The sequence below is a fragment of the Methanocalculus sp. genome, assembly GCF_029762515.1.
GTDB lineage: Archaea > Halobacteriota > Methanomicrobia > Methanomicrobiales > Methanocorpusculaceae > Methanocalculus.
Map to the genome: position 1 here is coordinate 1 of NZ_JARVGN010000528.1, position 1,288 is coordinate 1,288.

Here is a 1,288-nt window from a genome sequence, read left to right on the forward strand (position 1 = left end):
AGATCCATCCCAAAGACCCACCCGGCAATCCTGACAATCCCAAAGACACCGGCGGTAACAACCGCAACTGCGTGAAGGAACGCCGAGACCGGCGTCGGGGCAACCATTGCCGCGGGGAGCCACCCGTGGATCGGCATCCATGCCGCCTTCACAAAACCGACCAGGAATAAAATAAAGAGTATCCAAAGCGTCAGATCTGAGCCCGAACCTGCAAGGAATCCTCCTGCCACAAAGTCGGTTGTTCCGGTGAGGATATAGGTCAGGATGACCGCGGCAAGGAGGAAGATACCCCCGATTAAGAGATAGGCGAGGTATTTTCTTCCAGCTTTCATCGCCTCCGGGGTCTCGACATGGACAACAAGCGGATAGGTGATGATCGTCAGGATCTCATAGAATATGAAGAGTGTCAGGAGATTTGCCGAGAATGCGATCCCGATTGCAGCGGCTATTGCAACAGCGAGGCAGAAGAAGAACCTCGTCTGGGCATGCTCTTTTAAGGATCGCATGTACCCGATTGCATAAAATGAATTCAGGAGGAAGAGAGACGCTGCAACAAGCGCAAAGACCATCCCGAATGCATCCACCTTCAGGGCAAAGTCACCGCCCGGCACCATCGGAAGGAGCGTGAACGTAAACCGGTTTCCGGCAAGCACGCCGGGGAGCATCAGGAGGACTGAGCCGAGCATGGCAGATGCCGCTGTGATCGTGACACCTTCGCGGAGATTCTCATATCGCCCTGTTGCCAGTATCAGAACCGATGCGAGGAGCGGGATTGCGATCACAACAGCAGGGAGTACCCATTCGATATCCGCCATCTCAGGCACCTCCAAGGAGCATGAGTGCAGCAGGGGCGACTGCCTTCATCAGCACCTCGACGAAGATGCCAAATATGAGACAGAGGAGTGCAAGGCCGACCATCGGGGCGAGCATCGAGAGAGGGCCTTCGCGTTCTGCCGTTTGAGTGGCATGATCCTCGTCATGCCCTCCATGCGGATCGCCGAAGTAGGCGATCTCGATGAAACGCCAGATATAGATGGCGGCAAGAAGGGATCCGATCAGGAGCACCACCGCATATGGCCAGAGCCCGGCTTCAAATGCCCCGAGCACCAGGTAATATTTGCTCATGAACCCGATCGTCGGGGGAATCCCGATCATCGATGCTCCGGCAAGTGCAAAGGCGGCACAGGATATCGGCATCGTCTTTGAGAGCCCTTTCATGTCGCTTAAGCGGGAAGTACCCATCCGGTAGATGATCATCCCTGCCACCATGAAGAGGCAGCCTTTCATC

Annotated in this window: 2 protein-coding genes; both read right to left on the reverse strand. The window is 55.7% G+C overall.

Annotated features, from left to right (window positions below):
- A partial coding sequence (locus tag QCH34_RS12850) for a proton-conducting transporter membrane subunit (protein WP_300334715.1) occupies positions 1 to 815 on the reverse strand: 815 nt, incomplete at its 3' end.
- Between the two features lies 1 nt (position 816).
- A partial coding sequence (locus QCH34_RS12855) for a proton-conducting transporter membrane subunit (RefSeq protein ID WP_300334716.1) occupies positions 817 to 1,288 on the reverse strand: 472 nt, incomplete at its 5' end.